The organism is Burkholderia sp. AU31652, assembly GCF_002223155.1.
Classification (GTDB): domain Bacteria; phylum Pseudomonadota; class Gammaproteobacteria; order Burkholderiales; family Burkholderiaceae; genus Burkholderia.
On sequence record NZ_NKFG01000007.1, the window covers coordinates 334,055 to 351,216 of the forward strand.

The following is a 17,162-nucleotide window of genomic DNA, read 5'->3' on the forward strand; positions in this document are numbered from 1 at the left end:
ACGGCTCAACCGGTGATGTAGGTGCGCCCGCCGCGCTCGACGGGCGGCGGATGGCTGCCGTCCCGTTCAGGCACCGTGCCGAAATAGCTCGCCCATGCGTCGTACAGCGCGTCGTGCGTCACCTCGGGCGGATCGCCGCGGTAACGCGCGCCGGCGGCCACGAGACGCAGCAGGTCCGCCGGGAAACAGGCGAGAAACGCCTTGCCGGTCGGCAGGTGCAGCCGATGCAGCAGGTAGTCGAATGCATCGCTCGCCGATACGAGTCCGAGCGATGCGCAGGCCGCGTTGTACACCTGGCGGTAGTCGTCGATCGACATCGCGCCGACGTGCAGCTTCGAGCCGAGGCGGCGCAGGAATGCGTCGTCGCCCAGCTGCTCCGGCGACAGGTTGCTCGAGAACACCGGCCAGACGTCGAACGGCATCACGAAGCGGTTGCCGGATTCGAGCGTCAGGAAATCGACGCCGCGATCGAGCGGACGCAGCCAGCGATTGAGCAGGTCGCGCGGCTCGACGCGCTGGCGGCCGAGATCGTCGACGACGTACATGCCCAGGTTCGCCTTCATGTGCGGCGGCGCCTGGTAGAAGCCGGCGGCCTCGTCGCGGCGCAGGTCGAGCTCGTCGAGCGTCAGCTCGCCGCCCGACATCACGACCGGCCGTTGACACAGGCGCCAGCGGCGATCGACCGACAGGCCGCCGGACGGCGTGCCCGCGTCGACGTGCACGAGCGGGTCGTAGATCTGGATCACTTCGCCGGCCGCGCAAATCGCGTGCGGCACCGGCACGCGGCCGCGCATCAGCGAGCCGAGCCGCTCGGCGAGGAAGGTCTTGCCGCTGCCGGCCGGGCCGTAGATCAGCAGCGGACGGCCGGCGTTCAGCGCGGCCGCCGCCGCATCGAGCAGCGACGTGTCGATCACGATGCCTTCGAACGCCGCCCACACTTCGTTCTGGCTGATGCGCAGCTTGCGCACCGAATGCGCGTTCAGGCATTCGATATAGGCATCGAGCGTCACCGGTGCGGGACCGCTGTAGCCGCTGCGGGCCCGTTCTTCCAGCGCGAGCACGCGGCCCGCGTCGGTCAGGCGGAACGTCACGTCGAGATCGGTCGCGCCGCGATGGGTGAGCTCGACGAGGTGCTCGCGCACCAGGAATGCGAAGACGTCGTCGAGCACCGCGAGCGACAGGCAGTGCCGTTCGACCAGGTCGCCGTATGACGGGCGGCCGAGCATCAGTGTCGACTTCAGCACGAGGCCGGCAACGAACGTCATGCTCAACCCGGTTTCCTCGAGCGAGCGCGGCGCCGCCGGCAACTGCGCGCCCAGCTTCGTATGCGCTTCCCGCGACGGCAACGGATCGGGCAGGCGTGCCACCTGTGCGTCGCGTCTCGGTTCGGTGTGATTCGTGTTCATGATCGTTGCGTCCTCGTTGCGGATGCGTCGCGCTATGCGCACGACACGAACAGCATGCCCAGCGTGCCGGCCGCGATCGCCACGCCGTACGGCAGCGTGCCGACCGATGCGATTTCGACGGGGCCGCGGGCGGCCTCGGCGCTCGCGCCTTGCAAGCGCCGCGCGATCAACACGCGCACGTTCGCCCACATCTGGCGCATCCGCCCGCGCAACAGCGCGAAGGCGATGGCGCCGATCCCGCCGGCCAGGAAGGTGGCCAGCACGATGTAAAACGTCATTTCCGCGCCGACCCAGGCGCCGATCGCGAGCATCAGCTTCACGTCGCCGGCCGCCATGCCGCGCAACAGGTAGAACGGCAGCAGCATGCCGAAGCCGGTCGCGGCGCCGGCGAGCCATCCGAGCGCACCTGCCACGACACCGTGCAACAGGCACTGGGCAACCAGCGCGCCGGCCACGCCGAGCAGGACGAGACGGTTCGGAATGCGACGGGTCGCGATGTCCGTGCTGGCCGCGGCGACAGCAAGCAGCGTCACGCACAACGGAACCGGATAAGGCGGCGCAACAGGGAGCATGGCGAACCTCGCGGTGGAATCGGTGGATTCAATGGAATCGGCGGATCAGGAAACCATTGCCAGCGCGGTGGCCACGGCGGCCGTCACGGCCGTCGCGATCACCTCGTACGTATCGGCAAGCGAGCCTTTTAGCGTGACGACGCTGCCCAGCACCGCAACGGCGAACATCGCGCCGAGCAATGCATATTCGGTCGACGTCACACCCTGCTCGTCGCTGATCCAGCGACGTACGACGCGCATCGTGGCTTGCATGATGGTCTCCGGTTCCGGGTCGATCAGATGACCGGGGACGGCTCGAGCGCTGCACCGGCCGAGCCGTCCGCGGCACGATCCATCAGATGGCTGCGACCGCCGAATCGAGGTCGTCCGCGATCGTGGTGAACACGGTCTTGAGGTCCTTTCCGACCGTCGTCAGCGCGGCGATGATGCCGATGGCGATCAGTGCGGCGATCAAGCCGTATTCGATGGCCGTCACACCGTCTTCGTCGCGGAGGAAACGGCTGGCTTGTTGAATGAACTTGGACATGATGATCTCCTTGCGTAGTCACTTTCAGATCCCTCGCGTGCCGGCAGGATCGATTGATCCGGCATCGATACGTCGAGGCATGGTGTTAATGCCGTGTGGTGCCAACGAACGAATCGGACGAGCCGTTCGCCGCACCGTCCATCAAATCGCAGCAACGATCGAATCCAGATCGTCGGCGACCGTGCTGAAGACGGTCTTCAGATCCGTACCGACCGTCGTCAACGCGGCGACGATGCCGATCGCGATCAGCGCGGCGATCAGGCCGTATTCAATGGCCGTCACGCCGCCCTGATCCTCGACGAGCCAGGCGATCTTCTCGATGATTCTTGACATGAGCACTCTCCTTTCGGACTGCTATGAAATACCCTTCGTCCGTCAGAACGTCGGGGGTGGGCACCACCGGCACTACTCGAAAAATCGGAATGCGTCGCTCAGCTGCGGGAGCGGGGATAGACACCCCTGTCCGTGCGAACGGGTATCAATGAGGCAGTGAGCGAGAGAGGCGTGTACGGTGCGACCGGCCGGATGAACCGGACGATCCGATCGACCCGAACGGCACGACTGCCGTTCGACGCGTGGAATCCTGTTGAACGGGAGACAAACTCCCGGAAAATCCGCAATGTGTCTTTAATGCGGTTTGCGATCCGCAATATGCTGTGGTCTTTCATTTTTATTCCCCAATGCTGCCATGCCGATTTCTTATTGCCCTGACGCTACCGGGTCTCATGGGTCATTCGACGAAGTCTTGCTCGGTTGATCGACCTGGAGCTGCGTGTTCCCCGTCGCGCTCCGGCCCTCCTTTCCGCAGGTGATTCCGCAGCGGATTCCGTCTGTCCTTTGCCGGAACCGCCCGGTCGTCACCTCGTCGACTGCCGTGCCAACGCTTACGCAAAGAGCAGGCCACCTTGAACGAAATCCAGGCGTATCAAGCGTTCCAGCGATGCCCGTCCTCCCCGGCCCGCGGCGCGATGCGCGAAATGTTTCAAAATTGATCGATCCGCCCGCGCACGCGTTGCACGCCTGAACGCCGGTCGCCGCGCTGCAACAAGGGTCTCAATTTTTTTCTCGGGACTTTCCCGAACACGTCCGGCCGCTCGCGCGCCGCGGTATCGGCGGCACGCAAACCCGGTAAAAAACCCGGAATGTTTCAAGCCAGATACATGAAATCCGGTCGCGCCGTTTTCTCATACGTGAAAACGCGGTTTTCACGCGTATCGCTGAACAATTTAAATACCCGCCGTCCGTGCGCGGTTTGCATCGTGCGATTTTTTCTTCAACAATGAATTCACCGGACAACGCGATTTCAGCGCGATTCGATCCGTGGGCACGACAACATGAAAACGGCTGTGAAAGACCACGCAGCCTTCACGACAGACGGGGAATCATGTACACAGCCAACCGTGAAATCCGCGGGCGTGCAATACGCCGCATCCAATGGCTGACAGCCGACCGGATCATTCCGTACAGCTGCATCATGCTGATGCTCTTCACCGCATTGCTGATCCTGTGGGGGATCGTGACCGACGGCTTCACGTCGACCACCACGGTCCGACCCGGCACCGACTTCTCGGTCTTCTGGACCGCATCGCATCTCGTGTTGCAAGGCCACGCCGCATCGGTCTACGACATTTCCTCATTCAAGCAGGCCGAGTTCGCGCACTTCGGTGCGTCTCTGCAGCACCAGCCGCTTCCCTGGCTCTATCCGCCGACGATGCTGCTGTTCATCGCGCCGCTTGCCCTTGTGCCTTTCCTGCCCGCGTATTTCCTCTTTTTGGCGGGCAGTCTTTTATGCTACGCGTTCGCAGTCTCGCGGTTGTCGGGATTGCGCGCGCATCTTCCCCACCCGCGCGCCGCCACGCTCGTCGTGGTCGCGTATTCGGGGGTGTGCCTGTCCGCGCTGTTCGGCCAGAACAGCGTCCTGACCGCCGGCCTCGCCGCGCTCGCGCTGCATCTGCTGGGCAAGCGCCCGATCGCTGCCGGCGTGGTGATCGGGTTGCTTGCGATCAAGCCGCAACTCGCCGTCGTGTTTCCATTCGTGCTGATCGCGGCGCGGGCATGGCGCACGTTCGCGGCGGCCGCGCTGAGCGCGACGCTGTTCGCGGCGGCCGGGATTGCACTGACCGGCCCCGGCGCGCTGCACGGTTTGAGCCAGGCCATGTCGACGGTACGCGACATGCATTTCATGCTCGCGTCGTACTGGTACGCGTCGCCGACGCCGTTCGCCGCGTTGCGGCTCGCGGGTGCGCCGGTGGCCGCCGCGCTGGCCGCGCAAGCGGCGGTCGCACTGATCGCGATCGCCGCGGCCGTCGATGTGTGGCGCCGTACGCCCGACATGCGCCTGCGCGGCGCGGTGCTGGCGGTCGCCACGCTGCTGACGACGCCCTATCTGTGGCATTACGAATTGACGTGGCTCGGCATCGCGATCTTCTGCCTGATCGCGCACGGCCTCGACGAAGGCTGGCTGCCCGGCGACCAGGGCATTCTCGTGCTCGCGTGGCTGCTGCCGGTCTTCGAGATGTTCAACCGGTTGACGAAGCTGCCCCAGATCGGGCCGGTCGTGCTGCTCGCGGTGCTGCTCGTCGTCGTGCGTCGCGCGGCCCTCGCGTCACGGACCACGCCATGAAAGCGCCTTCGTTCGCCCGCCACGCGCATGCCGCCACCGACGTGCATCCGGAACTCCCGATCGCGGGCCCGCGCCGCTATCCGCACTGGCTCAATCGCGAACGCGTGCGCCTTTATGCGGCCGCCGTGCTGATGGCGGAACTGCTGTTCATCGGCATCTATTCGCTCCGCGTGGTCCTGTCGCACCACGGCGCACCGGAACCGCTGTCGCCGGATTTCTCGCCGATCTGGAGCGCGGCGTGGCTCGCCGCGCACGGGCACGCGGCCGATGCATGGCATTTCCCCGCGCTGCTCGCGGTCCAGAAGCTCGCGATTCCGGCGCTGAATCTCGCGGAAGGCACGCTGCCGTGGCTCTATCCGCCGTCCATGCTGCTGCTCGTGCTGCCGCTCGGCTGGCTGCCGTACACGCTGGCGCGCGTGCTGTGGCTCGGGCTCACGTATGGGCTGTTCGCGGCAACGATCCGCGCGATCGTGCAGCGCGATGCCGCGTGGCTGTGCGCGCTCGCGTTCCCCGGCGCGTTCCTCACGGTGATCGCCGGGCAGACCAGCCTCTTCACCGCGTTGCTCGCCGGCGCCGGCCTGCTTGCGCTGAACCGCCGCCCGGTGTACGCCGGAATCTGCTTCGGTTTGCTGACGATGAAGCCGCAGCTCGCGGTGCTGTTCCCGCTCGCGCTGCTGTGCGCGGGTCAATGGCGCGCGCTGGCCGCGTGGGCCGCGACGATCGCGTGCAGCGTCGCGCTCTCGACCCTCGCGTTCGGGTTCGGCCCGTGGCTCACGTTCGCGCATGTGATCGACAACGTCTACGCGATCGTCGGCGCCGGCCAGGCCAAGTTCGTGCGCATGCCGTCGGTGTTCGCGCTCGCGATGATGGCAGGCTGGCCCGCCATCGTCGCGGACGGCCTCCAGCTGCTGTCGGCCGCGATCGCGTCGATCGCCGTCATCTATGCATGGCGCGGCGCCTGCTCGTACGCGCTGCGCGCCGCGACCCTCGCCTGCGCCTGCCTGCTCGTCAGCCCCTATCTGTACGACTACGACCTGACCGGGTACGGCATCGTGATCGCGTGGTACGCGCGCTATGCGTGGACGCACGGCTGGCGCCGCTTCGATCGCGAATGGCTGCTGCTGCTGTGGCTGATGCCGCTCACGGGCCTCGCGGTCGTGCCGCATCTGTCGTTCCAGTTCATGCCGCTCGTCACGCTGGCGTCGCTCGGACTGCTCGTGAGCCGGATCGCCCGGGAACGACACGACGTGCCGTTGATGCCGGACACACGCGACAACTCGACCGAAACCGCGTTCTCGCATCAGGCCCGAACGCACCACCGCCCGGCGTACGGAATGCGCCGCACCGGCCGACCGACCATCAGCGCGCATCGGTGAAACGACATCACAAGGGGAATCATCATGCGGGAACCACTCTATACACCGCTCATCTCGCTGGTCGTGCCGTTCTATAACGAAGGCGAGGCCGTTGAGCACTTCTTCGACGTCGTGATTCCGCTGATGACGTCCATCGACGCGATCCGTTTCGAGATCGTCTGCGTGAACGACGGCAGCCGCGACGACACGCTCGACCGGCTGATCCGGATCAGCACCGCCGAGCGGCGCGTGCGCGTGATCGACCTCACCCGCAACTTCGGCAAGGAAGCGGCGCTCACGGCCGGCCTCGACGAAGCGCTCGGCGACGCGGTGATCCCGCTCGACGCCGACCTGCAGGATCCGCCGAGCCTGATCCCCGTGATGATCGAGCACTGGCGCGACGGCGCGGAAGTCGTCGCGGCGAAGCGCAGCAACCGCGCGTGCGACTCGTTCGCGAAACGCACGGCGGCCGCGATCTACTATCGCGTGCACAACCTGCTGTCGGACGTGAAACTGCCGGAGAACGTCGGCGATTTCCGGCTGATGGACCGCAAGGTCGTGAACGCGCTGCGCAACCTGCCCGAGCGGCATCGCTTCATGAAGGGGCTGTTCGCGTGGGTCGGCTACCGCACCGTGATCGTCGAATACCAGCGCGACGCGCGCAGCGCCGGGCACTCGAAGTTCTCCGGCTGGAAGCTGTGGAATTTCGCGCTGGAAGGCATCACCAGCTTCAGCACCGTGCCGCTGCGCAGCTGGACCTATATCGGCGTCGGCATCGCCACGCTCGCGTTCCTGTACGGCGCGTTCATCATCTTCCGCACGCTGCTGTTCGGCAATCCGGTGCTCGGCTACGCATCGCTGATCTCGGTCACGCTGTTCATCGGCGGGATCGAGCTCATCGGGATCGGTGTCGTCGGCGAATACGTCGGGCGGATCTACGACGAGTCGAAGCAGCGGCCCGTCTACCTGATCCGCCGCCGCTACCAGGCGCACGGCAAGGTGATCGAACTCCCGGTCGCGCGCGATGCGCGCCGCCAGATCGCGCGCCGGCGCGTGCAGCCGACCCGTGCGCGGATCGGCGCACGCTGACGCGCGCCAACGGCCATGATCGCCCTGCTCCATGCCGAGCGCACGCGGCTCGTGCGCTTCGGCGTGTCCGGGCTCGGCTCGACCGCGATCCACACGCTGGTGGCCGCGGCGCTGTTCGCGCGGTTCGACGCGACGCTGGTGACGGCGAACGCGATCGCCTTCCTCTGCGCGACGGCCTTCTCGTATCTCGCGAATACGCTGTGGAGCTTCTCGTCGACGGTGGGCACGCGCAACGCGGTGCGCTTTCTCGCGGTCACGCTGGCCGGCTTCGTCGAAACGATGCTGCTCGCGCAAGCAGCCGAAGCGCTCGAAGCTTCCCGCGCGATGAGCATCGTCGCGATCGCGCTGCTGGTTCCGCCGACCACGTTCGCGCTGCACCGGCTGTGGACCTACCGGTAAGCGATCCTTCCCCGCCCGCCGCTGCCGGACATCATCGGCCATTCGATTAACAGGTTCAATGTCGTTATATTTATGTAACGCATCGAGCCGACTGAAGCCGATTTTAAAATTACCGCCCGAAATAACATTAATACCCTGTTTACTTTTACAGCTTCCGGAATTAACCGAACGGGATAATCTGCATTCGCCATCTCGCCTGCACGTGCCTTGACCGGCACGAAGCCTTGCAGGACAAGGCGATGGCGGCCGCACGAAGAAATTCGCGCAACAATAAGTCCCATTCATTCAAACGGGAGCTTCTATGTCACGCGTCACTGATGTGCTCGTCTCTTTCGATACCGAAACCATTCTCAAAAAATATCCGAATCCCAGCAAGAACCCGGCCGCACCGACGCTGATCGATTGGCGCTATGTCTATATGGTGACCAACCAGGACAACGTCATCTCCGGGCAGGCAGGCGGCGAACTCGACCTGAAGGCGCAGGTCGGCGACCTGATCCGCTGGCGTGAAACGAGCCTGTCGCTGGGCTTCGAGAACCAGGTCGTGTTCTACAAGTTCGTCGGCAACGTCGGCAACGAACTGATCTCGACGCCGACACCGCGCGTCGCGGAAGCGTCCATTCCGGTGCCGAACACCAGCAAGCCCGAGGTGCCGACCTGCCAGAAGGTCGCGAACTACTACTGGTCGTCGGAGTGCCTGAAAGTCGGCCGCGTAACGTACCACTTCCAGTTCCAGATCATCGATCGCAACTGCCAGAGCCAGGGCTGCTTCTCCTGGGATCCGTTCATCTCGATCCATAACTGATCGCGGCAGGCGGGCGGCCGCGCGGCGGCTGCCCGCATCATCCACTTGTTGCGGAGGAAGCGCTCATGTCTGGTCTTCGTTGCGATGCGCTGGTGATCGTCGACGCCGTCACGTTGCTGTCGGCCTACCCGGAGGCAAGCCGGGATCCAGCCGCGCCGACCGTGATCGACGGCCGGCATCTCTATGTGGTGAGCCCCGGCGACGCCGCGCCGCTCGGCCACAACGACAGCCGCCTCTTTACCGGCCTGTCGCCGGGCGACCAGCTGCGCCTGCGCGAAACCGCGCTGGCCTTGCGCGCCGAGGTAAGCGTGCTGTTCGTCCGGTTCACGTTGAAGGATGCGGGCATCGTCGCGCCGATCGAACCCGAAGTGCGCGACGCGGCCACGCCCGTGCCGAATGCCGACGACCTGCTGCATCCGCCGTGCCATCCGATGAAGGACCACTACTGGCGCAGCGACGTGCTGGCCGCGGGCGCCACCACGTGTACGGCCGATTTCGGCGTATACGACCGCGACGGCACCGTATCGGGCTATTTCCGCTGGGAAACGTCGATCGAGATCGCCGGGAGCCAGGCGGACACGAAGCAGCCCGGTTTCAAACCGTCGTCGGATCGCAATGGCCACTTCACGCTGCCGCCGAATACGGCATTCAAGGCGATCTTCTACGCGAATGCCGCCGACCGGCAGGACCTGAAACTCTTCATCGACGATGCGCCGGAACCGGCCGCATCGTTCGTCGGCAACAGCGAGGACGGCGTCAGGATGTTCACGCTGAACTCGAAAGGCGGCAAGATCCGGATCGACGCGTCGGCCAACGGCAGGCCATCCGCGACCGATGCGCGCCTCGCGCCGCTGTCCGCGGGCGACTCCGTCTGGCTCGGCTGGCTGGGTGCCGAGGACGGCGCCGATGCCGACTACAACGACGGGATCGTGATCCTGCAGTGGCCGATCACGTGAGCGCTGCAGCAATCGGCACGCGGGCGGTTCAGGTACGCGGCAGCCCCGGCGGATTGGTCTGCGACCGCTCGATCGCTTCGGCGTCGAGGCTCCAGCGGCCGAGCACCTTCCGGTAGCTGCCGTTCGCGATCAGCGCATTGATCGCGACCGTCAGCGGATCGGCGAGGCCGCTGCCCTTGCGCGTCGTGATCGCGATGTCCGCGGTGCGCGGCCAGCCGCCGCTCACCGTGCCGATCAGCTTCGCATCGCCGCGCAGCGACGCCTGGTACGCGAGCATCGAATTCACGCTGAAGATCGTGTCGACGCGCCCCGACTGCAGCGCGACCCAGCGCTCGGCCGCATCCGCGTAATACTGGATCTCGACCGGCGCGAGGCCGCGCGCGACGTTCTGCCGGTTCCACTCGAGCAGGATCTTTTCCTGGTTCGTGCCCGAATCGGTCACGACGCGCAGCCCGGCAACATCTTTCGGCTCGCGGATCGCAGCAATCCGGCTGCCGTTCTTCACGTAGAAGCCGAGCTGATCCTTCCGGTAGGTCGAGAAGTCGAATTTCTCCTTGCGCTGTTCGGTCACCGTCACGTTCGAGATCACCGCGTCGACCTTGCCGGACTGCAGCGCGAGCGGCCAGTCGGCCCACGAAAGCGGCACGAGCTTCAGCTTGCGGCCGATGCTGTCCGCGACGAGCTGCGCGAGATCGGGATCGAAGCCGACCACCGTTCGCGCATCGGTCGCATAGGTGCTGAGCGGCGGCAGGTTCGGCGCGATGCCGATCGTCAGCGTGTTCGCCTCGGCAAACCGGAAGCCGGCCGGCAATGCCTGCTCGACCGCGGGGTTCACGGTGCCGCGCTGCCGGCCGGGCTGCTCTGGGCTCAGGTCGAACGTCGCGGCCTGCGCGGCCACGCTGCCGCCGATCAGGACGGCGGCCAGCACGCGAACGACGCGCGCAACGGGAAATGCTGTTCTTTTCATGTCTTCCGGATTCCTTTGTTTTTTTGATGACGCGTGTGCGGAACGCGGGCGGGCCGAACGATGTTCACCGCCCGTCGCCGCCTGGCGCTCCCGGCCCGCTCAGGCGGGCGTCGCTTCGAGTTCGGCCGCGGCCGCGCGTTGCGTCACCGGCTGGGCGACCGGCGACGGGCGCGTTGCTTGCGACTCGCCCGCATACAGCGCCTTCGGATCGAACACGCGCGCCTGCAGCGGCGTGAACGCGCGGAAGTTCCACAGGCTGCGCGCGACGAACACGCGCTGCACCCAGCGGAATGCCCGGTCGTTCTCGTCGTATTGCGGATCGAAGCTGTCACGCGAATGCAGCGTGAAATGGTTGTTGATCAGCACCAGCTTGCCCGGTTGAACCTGCACGCCGAACGACACCTCGCGCACCGCGCGATACAGGTTGGCCAGCGCCTCCTGCGCGCGCGTGTTGACCGCCAGCACCATGTCCGGATAGAACGCGACCGTCACGCGCGGCGCATCGAGCGGCCCCGACAGCACCGCGCTCAGGTCGGTGTTGTCGCGCGGCGTCGGCGCGGCCCCGCGCCACCGGTACGGCACGCGGATGATGTAGTGCTCGCCGTAGAGTTGCGCGATATCGTCCGGCGACAGCAGCTGCAGCGCACGACGCGCATCGGCGAGCCGCGTGTACGGGCCGCCGCCGGCTTCGCTGCGCACGCCGAGCAGCAGCAACGCGAACGGCGACGTATCGCCTTCCGGCATGTGCGCCTGCGCGGCGTTCTCGATATGGAAATCGAGTTCGACCTCGGAGCCCAGGCCCGTATAGTCGCGCGCGGTCGCCTTGTGCGGCGTGAGGTTGTTCACGAGCTCGCGGCCTTCGTGCGCAATCGAATACGGCTCGCCGGCCAGCGTGCTCAACGCGACCAGCACGTTCTCGCTCAACACGCCGGCCTTGAATGAGCGGCCGGTTTCCTCGAACCGCGGGCTGCCCTTCACGTCGTCGTCGATCGGCAGGTTGTCGATCTCGATCGAGCCGTGCGCATCGGCGGTCGGCGCCTTCGCGCGATCGAACGCGTCGACGACCCGGTCGGGAAACGCGGTGTAGGCAAGCTTGCGCACCGCGCTGATGTAGCCCGCACCGCCGGCCGGATCATAGGCCAGTGCGCCGAGCGTCGTCCGGATGTGACTCGATTCCGCTGCCGTCAAAACGATGCGTGCATCTGCGAGATAGGTCATAGGTCTCTCGTATAAAGATCGGAGGTCGATAAGCGGCATGGCACTACCGCCGCGCGTGGCCGTCCTCGGGGCCCGGCGCTCGACAAGACTAGGAGACCGTCATTGCATTGCGAAATGATATTAATTCGATTGCAAACAAAAAATTTCGATATAAGTTCAGCAACGCGGCGAGCGGCGGGCCGCGTCGTTCGTGCCGTCGCTTAACACGAATGGTTGTTAAAAAATCGCTGGTTATTATTTGTATTCGCTAACGGGTCGATGCTAGTTTTCTGTCGGATTCGACGATGCGCCGGCCGTCGATCGGCAGCCGGCGCCCTTCCTCCGCCCCACGGAAACCCGTTAGATGAACCGATTCCATCTGCTGCGCAGTACGCCCGGAAACGACGCGCCGTTGGCTGCATGCCGCCCCACCCGCCACGCGGTGCGGAGGACACGATGAGCGATCGCGCGCCGGCACTCGAGCGCACGCTAGCCGCCGGCGTGCCGCCGCACCGCACGTCGCTGCGTGCGATCTTCCCGACCGTCGCGGCCGCGAGCCTTGGCTTCGCGATCGTCCAGCTCGACGTGACCGTGGTCAACGTCGCGATTCCGAGCCTCGGCCATTCATTCGGATCGAGCGTCCACGGGCTGCAGTGGATCGTCGATGCGTACACGCTATCGTTCGCCGCGCTGCTGCTGACGTCCGGCACGCTGGCCGACCGCTTCGGCAGCCGCCGGCTGTTCGCGTACGGCCTTGCGCTGTTCCTGCTGGCATCGCTCGGCTGCGCGCTCGCGCCGTCGCTGGCCGCGCTGATCGTCGCGCGCGTCGCGCAGGGCGTGGGCGCCGCGATGATCCTGCCCACGTCGCTCGCGCTCATCACGCACGCGTGCGCCAACGATGCCGCCGCACGCGTGCGGGCCGTCGCGTGGTGGAGCGCGACGGGCGGCGCGATCAGCGCGGCCGGGCCGACGCTCGGCGGCCTGCTGATCGATTCGCTCGGCTGGCGTGCGATCTTCTTCATCAATCTGCCGATCTGTGCGGCCGGCCTGTGGCTCACGCTGCGCCACGTGCGCGATTCGGCCGCCGCGCGCACGCGGCTGTTCGATCCGGCCGGCCAGATCGTCGCGGTGCTCGTGCTCGCGCTGCTGACGGGCGGGATCATCCGGGCCGGCGCGCAGGGGGTGGGCGATCCGTATGCGGCCGGTGCGCTGGCCGCGTCGGTCGTGCTCGGCGCGCTGTTCGTCGCGATCGAGCGGCGCGTGGCCGCGCCGATGCTGCAGCTCGCCTTCTTCCGGATCGCGCGCGTGCCGGGCGTGCTCGCGATCGGCGCGGTCACGAATGCCGCGTTCTACGGGCTGATCTTCTCGCTGAGCCTCTATTTCCAGAACGCGCGCGGCTTCACCGCGACCGAGTCGGGGCTCGCGCTCGCGCCGCTCACGATCATCATGCTCGCCAACATCGCGAGCGCGCGTCTCGCCGTCCGCCATGGCTTCCGCGCGACCGTCATCGTCGGCCTCGCCGTATCGCTCGCGGGCTACGTGTGGCTGTGGCAGACGCTCGGCGCGCACACGCCGTATGCGCTGCTGGCGCCCGGGCTCGCGGCGATGGCGATCGGCGGCGGGATCGCGATTCCCGCGCTGACCTCGACGATGCTCGGCAGCGTCGAGGCCGGCCGCGCGGCCACCGCGTCGGCGATCCTCAATACCGCGCGCCAGGTGGGCGCAGCCGTCGGCGTCGCGGCGCTCGGCGCACTGGTCGCGGGCCAGGGCGCGGCGATCGTGGCCGGCGCGGCACGCGGGTTCGCGGTCGCGGCCGTGCTCGTCGCCCTCTGCATCGTGCTGGCCGCGCGCTGGCCCGGCGATGCGCCCAGCAATGCGCCCGATAGCGGCCCGCGGGCCTGAGCCCAAGCCCCCTTCAACCGATCCCACAGCCCAGCGAGGAATCCATGCCGCACCGCTTCATCGATACCGTCCTGATCGTCGACGGCGCGTCGACAGCCGCCTATCTGGCGCCCGCGTTCCGCGCCTACGGCATCCGTTGCGCGCACGTGATCAGCGACCCCGACCTGCCGGAAATCTACCGGAACCAGTTCGTCCCGTCCGACTATATCCGCCAGGTCCAGCATCACGGCGATATCGACGCGACGCTCGCGCAGTTGAGCGACCTGCGGATCGGCGCGGTGCTGCACGGCCTCGACGCGGCGCTGGAGCTGGCCGACACGCTCGCCGAACGGCTCGACGTGCCGACGCGCAATCCGCTCGCGACGTCGGCCGCGCGGCGCGACAAGTACGCGATGAACGAGCGGATTCGCCAGGCCGGCCTGCGTGCCCCGGCCCATTTCCACAGCACGTCGGTCGACGCCGCACTCGAATGGGCACGCGCGTACGGCAAGCTGCCGCTCGTGGTGAAGCCGGCGCGCAGCGCGGGCGTGACCGGCGTGAAGATCTGCCGGACGCTCGATCAGGTCGAGGCCGCCGCGCGCGACGTGCTGGCCACCCGTTCGCTGTACAACCAGCCGAACGACGACATCGTGATCCAGAGCTATTCGGAGGGGCAGGAATACATCATCGATTCGGTGTCGTTCGAAGGCCGCCACCGGGTGGTCAGCCTGTGGGAAGTGCACCGCGACCGCACGCATGCGCCGCGGCTCGACAAGATGCTGGTGCTGAATCACGCCGATCCGCGCTACGCGCCGCTGCTCGACTACGCGGCCGCCGTGCTCGACGCGCTGGACGTGCGCTTCGGGCCGACCCATCTCGAACTGTTCGATACCGCCGACGGCCCGACGATCGTCGAGCTGAACGCGCGACTGCACGGCAGCCTCGATCCGCGGCTGACGAGCGCGGTCAGCGGCGAGAATCATGTGTCGGCTGCCGTGGAAGCGGTGCTGCATCCGGAGCGGCTGTTCGGTGACGTCGCCGCACCGACGGATTTTCGGGGTTACTGCGGGCACGTGCTGCTGCTGTCGTCGCGCAACGGCGTGCTGCGGCAGGACTTCACGTGGCAGGCGATCCAGGCGCTGCCGTCGTTCGTCGGGCTCAAGCAATGGGCGAGGGTGGGCGACACGCTGCGCGTGACGACCGACCTGCAGACAGCGCTCGGCACCGTCGGCCTGTACAGCCCGACGTTCGAGCGGCTGCTGGAGGATTGCCGGCGGATTCGCGAGATCGAGGCTGAATTCTTCGCGGATGAACGGGCGGTTGCGCCGGCGTAGCGCGATCGGCACCGCGCGTGCGGCGCGGTGCGGCGCGCCGAGTTGCGCCCCGCTAGCGCCCGAGCAGCGCCCCCGCCTGCCGCCCCAGCACCGCACGCAATGTATCGAGCTCGGGCAGCTCAGGCGCTTCCTCGGACGTGACGAGATAAGTCGTCACAATGTCGAGATCGTCGAACGAATGCGCCCGCAGTTCCTTGCGCGCCACGTGCTCGGTCGTGATCCGCTTCGGCAGGATCGCGACGCCCATGCCGGCCGCCACGCAGCCGAGGATCGCGCCGAACGTGCCGAACGACGCCACCGACTCGATCGCGATGCCGCGCGCCTTCAGCCAGTGCTCCGCGACCGCGCGATACGGGCAACCGTCGTGAAACGCGAGCAGCCGCACCGGGTTGTCGGCCAGCACCTGCCGCCGCGTGGCCGTGGTCGCGCTCACCAGCACCATCTCTTCGGCGAACGCCGGCTCGTAGCGCAACCCGGGGCGCACGACCGCGCGCGCGGTGAGCGCGGCGTCGATCCGGCCGCGCAGCAGTGCATCGGCCAGATCCGGTTCGCTGCCGATCTGCACCGCAAGGCCGAGCGCCGGGTCGCGCGCCTTCAATGCAGCGGCGAGCGCCGGCAGCCGCGTGGCCGCCGTGCTTTCCATCGAGCCGAGCCGAAAGCTGCGCGCGACCGGTGCCTCGCGCACCACCTGCGTCGCTTCGTCGACGAGGCGCAGGATGCGATCGCAATACGGAATCAGCCGACGCCCGGCGTCGTTCAGCACCAGCCGCTTGCCGTGCCGGTCGAACAGCGGCGCGTCGAGCGACGCTTCGAGCAGGCGCAGCCGCGCGGTGACGTTCGACTGCGTGCAGCCGAGCCGTTCGGCCGCGCGCAGCGCGCTGCCTTCCTGAACGACGGCCCGGAAGGTTTCGAGCAGAGGGATGTTCATATCACTTTCTCTTGTTACTGATCGCAGTTATATCATTTTACTTCGCCAAAAATCCGAATTAGCCTTGCGGATACCCGGTGCCCGACGGCCCGCTCCCGAGGAATCCGCATGCCCTTCTCCGCCTGCCCAGGTCGTACGACCGTCCGCCGTCGTCCCGAGGCTCGCCCGTGCGCACGCTGATCGCCGCGCTGGTGCGGCGCGGCCCGACCGTGCTCGCGTGCGGCGTCGGCCTCGGGCTGCTGGTGCCGCCGCTCGCGGCTCTCGCGCGACCGCTGATGCCCGTCACCGTGTTCCTGTTCGTGCTCGGCACGCTGCTGCGCGTCGAGCCCAGCGCGGTGCGCGCGGTCGCGCGGCGGCCGGCCGTGTCGCTGCTGCTGCCCGCCGCGACGATGATCGCGTGCCCGGTCGCGCTCGGCATCGCCGCGCGGCTCGCCGGCATGCCGTACGACTGGGTCGTCGCGCTGGTGATCGCGTACTGCGCGCCGCCGTCGAGCGGCACGTCGACGATCGCGCGGATGCTGTCGCTCGACGCGAGCGTCGCGCTCGTCGCGACCCTCGCATCGATGGTGTTCGTCCCGCTCACCGCGCCGCTGCTGACGGCCTGGTTCAGCCACGATGCGGCCGTGTCGATCTCGCCGCTGAATCTCGCGGTGCGGCTCGCGCTGCTGATCGGCAGCGCCGAGGGCGTTGCGCTGCTCGTGCGGCGCTTCGCCGGCGCCCGGCTCGACCGCTATGCGACACCGATCGATGCAACCGTCGTCGTTGCGCTGCTGGTGTTCGCGCTCGGCACGATGGCCGGCATGCAGCAATCGATCATCGACGCGCCGCACCGCGCGCTGACCGCGATCGCCCTCGCGTTCGCCGTCAACGCGGGCTTCCAGGTCATCGCGTACGGGCTCACGCCCGGCGACGTCCGCACGCGGCTCAATGTCGCGCTGATCGTCGCCAATCGCAACGTCGGCCTGATGTGGGCCGCGCTCGGGCTCGCGGCGACGCCCACCATGGCGCTCGTGTTCACCTGCGCGCAGCTGCCGATCTACACGCTGCCGCGCGTCGTCCAGCATCTGCTGCCGCGCCTCGAAGCACAGCGCCTGCGCCGCCGCGCACGCTAGCCGGCACGCGAT

General features: G+C 67.2%; 17 protein-coding genes. 9 read left to right on the forward strand and 8 right to left on the reverse strand.

The features are described 5' to 3' along the window. Positions 1–5: 5 nt before the first annotated feature. The 5 genes from CFB40_RS33485 to CFB40_RS33505 all read right to left on the reverse strand — a co-directional run bounded on the left by CFB40_RS33485 (position 6) and on the right by CFB40_RS33505 (position 2,837). The gene (locus CFB40_RS33485; RefSeq protein ID WP_089433733.1) at positions 6–1,406 is read right to left on the reverse strand and encodes an ATPase; all 1,401 of its coding nucleotides are present in this window, start codon (positions 1,404–1,406) and stop codon (positions 6–8) included. Between the two features lie 32 nt (positions 1,407–1,438). After that, a complete protein-coding gene (locus CFB40_RS33490) occupies positions 1,439–1,978 on the reverse strand; it encodes an A24 family peptidase (protein WP_089433734.1) in 540 nt (179 codons plus the stop codon). A 45-nt stretch (positions 1,979–2,023) separates the two neighbouring features. Beyond that, the gene (locus tag CFB40_RS33495) at positions 2,024–2,230 is read right to left on the reverse strand and encodes a Flp family type IVb pilin (protein WP_089429729.1); all 207 of its coding nucleotides are present in this window, start codon (positions 2,228–2,230) and stop codon (positions 2,024–2,026) included. A gap of 82 nt (positions 2,231–2,312) precedes the next feature. After that, positions 2,313–2,504, reverse strand: coding sequence for a Flp family type IVb pilin (locus tag CFB40_RS33500; protein ID WP_089433735.1), 192 nt, complete (start codon positions 2,502–2,504; stop codon positions 2,313–2,315). A gap of 141 nt (positions 2,505–2,645) precedes the next feature. Beyond that, positions 2,646–2,837 carry a Flp family type IVb pilin gene (locus tag CFB40_RS33505; RefSeq protein WP_039355485.1) on the reverse strand — a complete coding sequence of 64 codons (192 nt, stop codon included), beginning with the start codon at positions 2,835–2,837 and terminating at the stop codon, positions 2,646–2,648. A gap of 1,051 nt (positions 2,838–3,888) precedes the next feature. On the opposite strand from CFB40_RS33505, the gene CFB40_RS33510 reads away from it, so the two are divergent. From CFB40_RS33510 to CFB40_RS33535, 6 genes are all read left to right on the forward strand, one after another. Continuing rightward, positions 3,889–5,127: a glycosyltransferase family 87 protein gene (locus CFB40_RS33510; RefSeq protein WP_089433736.1), complete on the forward strand. Its 1,239-nt coding sequence runs from the start codon at positions 3,889–3,891 to the stop codon at positions 5,125–5,127. Next, on the forward strand, positions 5,124–6,503 hold the full coding sequence (locus CFB40_RS33515) for a glycosyltransferase family 87 protein (protein WP_089433737.1): 1,380 nt from the start codon (positions 5,124–5,126) through the stop codon (positions 6,501–6,503). Before CFB40_RS33510 ends, CFB40_RS33515 begins: the two co-directional genes overlap by 4 nt. A gap of 24 nt (positions 6,504–6,527) precedes the next feature. Beyond that, positions 6,528–7,571 (forward strand): glycosyltransferase family 2 protein, encoded by a 1,044-nt coding sequence (locus CFB40_RS33520; RefSeq protein ID WP_089433738.1) that lies wholly within the window; start codon positions 6,528–6,530, stop codon positions 7,569–7,571. A gap of 15 nt (positions 7,572–7,586) precedes the next feature. Continuing rightward, positions 7,587–7,970, forward strand: a complete 384-nt coding sequence (locus CFB40_RS33525; protein ID WP_089433739.1) for a GtrA family protein — start codon at positions 7,587–7,589, stop codon at positions 7,968–7,970. A 301-nt stretch (positions 7,971–8,271) separates the two neighbouring features. Continuing rightward, positions 8,272–8,775 (forward strand): inclusion body family protein, encoded by a 504-nt coding sequence (locus CFB40_RS33530; RefSeq protein WP_011349899.1) that lies wholly within the window; start codon positions 8,272–8,274, stop codon positions 8,773–8,775. Between the two features lie 65 nt (positions 8,776–8,840). Continuing rightward, complete coding sequence (locus CFB40_RS33535; protein WP_089433740.1) at positions 8,841–9,731, forward strand: AidA/PixA family protein; 891 nt, start codon at positions 8,841–8,843, stop codon at positions 9,729–9,731. Positions 9,732–9,759: 28 nt separating this feature from the next. Here the strand turns inward: CFB40_RS33535 and CFB40_RS33540 are convergent, their stop codons facing one another. Then, a complete protein-coding gene (locus CFB40_RS33540) occupies positions 9,760–10,698 on the reverse strand; it encodes an ABC transporter substrate-binding protein (RefSeq protein WP_089433741.1) in 939 nt (312 codons plus the stop codon). 99 nt (positions 10,699–10,797) lie between these two features. Beyond that, positions 10,798–11,916: a TauD/TfdA family dioxygenase gene (locus CFB40_RS33545; RefSeq protein WP_089433742.1), complete on the reverse strand. Its 1,119-nt coding sequence runs from the start codon at positions 11,914–11,916 to the stop codon at positions 10,798–10,800. A gap of 435 nt (positions 11,917–12,351) precedes the next feature. Between CFB40_RS33545 and CFB40_RS33555 the strand changes: the two genes are divergently transcribed. Together CFB40_RS33555 and CFB40_RS33560 are read left to right on the forward strand one after the other, a co-directional pair. Beyond that, positions 12,352–13,797 (forward strand): MFS transporter, encoded by a 1,446-nt coding sequence (locus CFB40_RS33555; protein WP_089429738.1) that lies wholly within the window; start codon positions 12,352–12,354, stop codon positions 13,795–13,797. Between the two features lie 44 nt (positions 13,798–13,841). Further along, the gene (locus tag CFB40_RS33560; RefSeq protein ID WP_089433743.1) at positions 13,842–15,110 is read left to right on the forward strand and encodes an ATP-grasp domain-containing protein; all 1,269 of its coding nucleotides are present in this window, start codon (positions 13,842–13,844) and stop codon (positions 15,108–15,110) included. A 52-nt stretch (positions 15,111–15,162) separates the two neighbouring features. Here the strand turns inward: CFB40_RS33560 and CFB40_RS33565 are convergent, their stop codons facing one another. Next, on the reverse strand, positions 15,163–16,038 hold the full coding sequence (locus CFB40_RS33565; protein WP_089433744.1) for a LysR family transcriptional regulator: 876 nt from the start codon (positions 16,036–16,038) through the stop codon (positions 15,163–15,165). Positions 16,039–16,205: 167 nt separating this feature from the next. On the opposite strand from CFB40_RS33565, the gene CFB40_RS33570 reads away from it, so the two are divergent. Continuing rightward, on the forward strand, positions 16,206–17,150 hold the full coding sequence (locus CFB40_RS33570; RefSeq protein WP_089433745.1) for a hypothetical protein: 945 nt from the start codon (positions 16,206–16,208) through the stop codon (positions 17,148–17,150). The last annotated feature ends 12 nt before the right edge of the window (positions 17,151–17,162 follow it).

What these genes read in the sequence shown, in the direction of transcription:
- CFB40_RS33500 (WP_089433735.1), bottom strand. Translation starts at nt 2,504, where the DNA reads ATGTCCAAGTTCATTCAACAAGCCAGCCGTTTCCTCCGCGACGAAGAC.
- CFB40_RS33520 (WP_089433738.1), top strand. Translation starts at nt 6,528, where the DNA reads ATGCGGGAACCACTCTATACACCGCTCATCTCGCTGGTCGTGCCGTTC.
- CFB40_RS33525 (WP_089433739.1), top strand. Translation starts at nt 7,587, where the DNA reads ATGATCGCCCTGCTCCATGCCGAGCGCACGCGGCTCGTGCGCTTCGGC.
- CFB40_RS33540 (WP_089433741.1), bottom strand. Translation starts at nt 10,698, where the DNA reads ATGAAAAGAACAGCATTTCCCGTTGCGCGCGTCGTTCGCGTGCTGGCC.
- CFB40_RS33565 (WP_089433744.1), bottom strand. Translation starts at nt 16,038, where the DNA reads ATGAACATCCCTCTGCTCGAAACCTTCCGGGCCGTCGTTCAGGAAGGC.
- CFB40_RS33510 (WP_089433736.1), top strand. Translation starts at nt 3,889, where the DNA reads ATGTACACAGCCAACCGTGAAATCCGCGGGCGTGCAATACGCCGCATC.
- CFB40_RS33555 (WP_089429738.1), top strand. Translation starts at nt 12,352, where the DNA reads ATGAGCGATCGCGCGCCGGCACTCGAGCGCACGCTAGCCGCCGGCGTG.
- CFB40_RS33485 (WP_089433733.1), bottom strand. Translation starts at nt 1,406, where the DNA reads ATGAACACGAATCACACCGAACCGAGACGCGACGCACAGGTGGCACGC.
- CFB40_RS33515 (WP_089433737.1), top strand. Translation starts at nt 5,124, where the DNA reads ATGAAAGCGCCTTCGTTCGCCCGCCACGCGCATGCCGCCACCGACGTG.
- CFB40_RS33560 (WP_089433743.1), top strand. Translation starts at nt 13,842, where the DNA reads ATGCCGCACCGCTTCATCGATACCGTCCTGATCGTCGACGGCGCGTCG.
- CFB40_RS33505 (WP_039355485.1), bottom strand. Translation starts at nt 2,837, where the DNA reads ATGTCAAGAATCATCGAGAAGATCGCCTGGCTCGTCGAGGATCAGGGC.
- CFB40_RS33530 (WP_011349899.1), top strand. Translation starts at nt 8,272, where the DNA reads ATGTCACGCGTCACTGATGTGCTCGTCTCTTTCGATACCGAAACCATT.
- CFB40_RS33490 (WP_089433734.1), bottom strand. Translation starts at nt 1,978, where the DNA reads ATGCTCCCTGTTGCGCCGCCTTATCCGGTTCCGTTGTGCGTGACGCTG.
- CFB40_RS33535 (WP_089433740.1), top strand. Translation starts at nt 8,841, where the DNA reads ATGTCTGGTCTTCGTTGCGATGCGCTGGTGATCGTCGACGCCGTCACG.
- CFB40_RS33495 (WP_089429729.1), bottom strand. Translation starts at nt 2,230, where the DNA reads ATGCAAGCCACGATGCGCGTCGTACGTCGCTGGATCAGCGACGAGCAG.
- CFB40_RS33545 (WP_089433742.1), bottom strand. Translation starts at nt 11,916, where the DNA reads ATGACCTATCTCGCAGATGCACGCATCGTTTTGACGGCAGCGGAATCG.